At 34.8% G+C, this 3,401-nt stretch carries 4 protein-coding genes; all 4 read right to left on the reverse strand.

Annotation, left to right across the window (positions count from 1 at the left end; genetic code table 11):
• Window positions 1-14 precede the first annotated feature (14 nt).
• Window positions 15-218 (reverse strand): cbb3-type cytochrome c oxidase subunit 3, encoded by a 204-nt coding sequence (locus tag MVY38_RS05525; RefSeq protein WP_297484175.1) that lies wholly within the window; start codon window positions 216-218, stop codon window positions 15-17.
• A 13-nt stretch (window positions 219-231) separates the two neighbouring features.
• Window positions 232-924 (reverse strand): cytochrome-c oxidase, cbb3-type subunit II, encoded by a 693-nt coding sequence (gene ccoO / locus MVY38_RS05530; RefSeq protein ID WP_297484177.1) that lies wholly within the window; start codon window positions 922-924, stop codon window positions 232-234.
• A gap of 18 nt (window positions 925-942) precedes the next feature.
• The gene (gene ccoN, locus MVY38_RS05535; RefSeq protein WP_297484179.1) at window positions 943-2,436 is read right to left on the reverse strand and encodes a cytochrome-c oxidase, cbb3-type subunit I; all 1,494 of its coding nucleotides are present in this window, start codon (window positions 2,434-2,436) and stop codon (window positions 943-945) included.
• 235 nt (window positions 2,437-2,671) lie between these two features.
• A partial coding sequence (locus MVY38_RS05540) for a carbamoyl phosphate synthase small subunit (protein WP_297484181.1) occupies window positions 2,672-3,401 on the reverse strand: 730 nt, incomplete at its 5' end.

A 3,401-nucleotide genomic window follows, 5' to 3' on the forward strand; every position in this document is an offset into this window, starting at 1 on the left:
TTCATATATCTCTCCTATTTTTTCTTTTCATCTGGCATAGGTTTTACCGGAGCATCACCTATGTCATCCTTTAGTGCCATATTGCTGTAGTGTTCATAATCAACACCAGAAGCGTCTTTTCTATTTTTATAGAGATGATAAATATAGCTATAAGAACCAACCACCAAAAATATAATTAGAAAAAAGTAACTATACGCCGAAAATGTATTAATATCCACTACAACCCCTTCACTATTTTAGACTATTCAAATATGCAATTAAGGCTACAATTTCAGGAATATCACCTCTTGCAACTGCATCTTTTACATCTTGATTATGCATATCTTTCACAACTGCTTTTGCCTCTTTTAGAGCCATAGCATTTGCAGATGCAACGCTTTTAGCCATTGGAATAACAGTAGTTTTTCCATCTTTTAGAGGTACTGGTTTATTATATGGCACTGCAAAAAATTCTGCATCTGTTAATTGTTCAGCATATGCAGTATTTATATCTGCTTTATTTTTAAACAACCATGGGTATGCCGGCATAATAGAACCTTGAACAATTTTAGCAGGATCCATCATATGATTTTCATGCCATTGTGTTGTACGGTAATTCCCTATTCGGTGAAGGTCTGGACCAGTTCTTTCAGAACCCCATAGGAATGGTCTGTCATACGCATATTCACCACTTAAAGAGTAGTGACCATAACGATCAGTCTCCGCTTTAAATGGGCGAATTAGCTGTGAGTGACAAGAGTTACAACTGTTCTTGATGTAAACATCACGACCAGCCAATTGTAACAATGTATAAGGTTTAGTCCCAATTGTAGGACGGGCAGCTTGTGCAAAGTTTGGAACAATTTCAACCAAACCAGCAAACGCAATTGTAAGGAACACACCTACTGAGAACAAGAACGGGTGTTTTTCTAACCAATGAAACATAATATAATCCTCCCTTTCTTAAGCGCCCATAGGCGAAGCATTTTGCAATTCTGACTCTTCAACAGGACGAGTAGACATTGTTTTGTAAATATTGTAAGCAAACATTAAGAAACCAGTTAAATAGAATATACCACCTAAACCACGAAGTGCATAGTAAGGGTGAAGTACATTAACAGTATCCATAAATGAGTAAGCCAAGTTACCAAATTCATCATGTGCACGCCACATCATACCTTGAGTAATACCTGAAATCCACATAGAAGTAAAGTAAAGAACAATACCTAAAGTTTGAATCCAGAATTGTGCAGCCATAAGACCTTTTGAATATAACTCTCTTTTAAATACACGAGGAGCCATATGGAAAAGTGATGCAATAATCATAAATCCAACCCAACCAAGAGTACCATCATGAACATGACCTGGAATCCAGTTAGTAAAGTGCGCAATTGCATTTACTGATTTAATAGCTTGAATAGGACCTTCAAGAGTTGAGAACATATAGAAAGTTGAAGCAAGAACCATAAACTTAATCAATGGAGATGCTGCAACTTGTTGCCATTCACCCTTCATTGTAAGAAGCATATTGATCGCTGAACCCCAAGATGGTAAAATAAGAACTATAGAAAAAATAGAACCCATTGTTTGTACCCAGTCAGGAACAGTTGAGTAAAGAAGGTGATGACCACCAGCCCAAAGATAAACAAACATTAAACCCCAAAATGAGAGTAAAGATAATTTATATGAATAAATAGCTTGACCAGACTCTTTTGGTAAGAAGTAGTAAATCATAGCAATAATAGGCACCGTAAATACAAATGCAACCGCATTATGACCATACCACCATTGAACAAGTGCATCATTTGTACCTGCATACATTGATACAGAGTGCATCCAACTACCAATACCAGTTTCACCTATTGGTGAAGTAGCGAGCATTGTAGGAACTTCCATATTATTAAATAGATATAACATAGCCACACCTAAGAATGTAGCAATATAATACCAAACAGAGATATAAAGTGATTTTTCACGGCGAATACCAATAAGACCAAATATACTCACACCCCATAGTACCCATACAACAACGATAGCGATATCTATAGGCCATTCAAATTCAGCATACTCTTTTGAAGAAGTATACCCCATGAAAAGTGAAACTACTGCTGCGGCAACACCTATAATATATAACCAAAATTGAAGTTTACCAATAAACATCAAAAATTTTGATTCAGCCATAGATACTTTTAGTACCCTTTGACCAACATAAAACCAAGTAGCAAAAATACCACTTACTGTAAAACCAAATGCAACTGAGTCAGTATGCAATGGACGAAGACGACCGAAAGCCGTGTATTCTGCAATAGTCTTGCCAAAGATTGTGTTCAATCCTGGAAATGCAAGTTCAAATGCAATAAAAACACCGATACTCATGCCAACAATTCCTAAAACAATTGTTGTAAGCATAAACATCTTTGCAACCGTATAGTCGTACTCTAATGGACGATTCTCCATATATAGCCTCCTTAAGATTCAAAGCAATTAAGTCTCATAAATGTAGATATACACTTATCAAACTAATCAACGGCTAAATAATAGCAATTCAATGGTTTAATATATCTTAATCCTGATACAAATCAAAAAATATATTAGGTTTTTGTTTAGTTTTGTAATTTTATTTATAGTTAAGAAATGGGGAGTTTTTTCGTACAAAGAAGATTTAAGATAATAAGTAGTGCTATGACTACTTTTATCTTTTTAACAAAGAGAGAAATTCCGAGAAAATATAACGACTCTCTTTTGGTCCAGGAGAGGCTTCTGGATGGTGTTGCACAGAAAAGATAGGCTCATTTTTATATGATAAACCTTCAATAGTATTGTCAAAAAGATTTTTATGTGTTACTTCTGCAATTTCAATGATATTATCAGGAACATTATAGTTATGATTTTGCGCTGTAATCTCTACAAGTCCGCTCTTTTCATTTTTCACAGGATGATTACCACCGTGATGTCCAAATTTTAGTTTAAATGTATCATATCCATGAGAAATAGAGAGCAACTGATGCCCTAAACAAATACCAAACATAGGTACTTTTGCAGCTATAAGCTTTTTAATCTCTTCTTGTTCTCGTTTAAGCACAAGAGGATCACCTGGCCCATTTGATAAAAAGACTCCATCAATAGTTTTTGCCTTATACTTTTCAATCAAATCATTAGCATCAAAACTGTTTGGAATAACTTCCACTTCAATACCAGCACTGACAAGTTCATTTAAAATATTTCTCTTTACACCAAAGTCAATCGCAACTATTTTTGCCTCTGCCTTTGGAGGAGTATCATACTTAAAATCTACATTTGAGTAGGTACTTGAAGTATGTTTATATGCCTCTTTTGTACTCACTTGCTCAATATAATTAATTGCTTCAATTCGAGGAGAATTTTCAAGTATTTTTTTAAGTTCTTCTCTGTCACTTACTTCA

Source organism: Sulfurimonas sp. (assembly GCF_027056685.1).
GTDB lineage: Bacteria > Campylobacterota > Campylobacteria > Campylobacterales > Sulfurimonadaceae > Sulfurimonas.

What these genes read in the sequence shown, in the direction of transcription:
- ccoO (WP_297484177.1), bottom strand. Translation starts at nt 924, where the DNA reads ATGTTTCATTGGTTAGAAAAACACCCGTTCTTGTTCTCAGTAGGTGTG.
- ccoN (WP_297484179.1), bottom strand. Translation starts at nt 2,436, where the DNA reads ATGGAGAATCGTCCATTAGAGTACGACTATACGGTTGCAAAGATGTTT.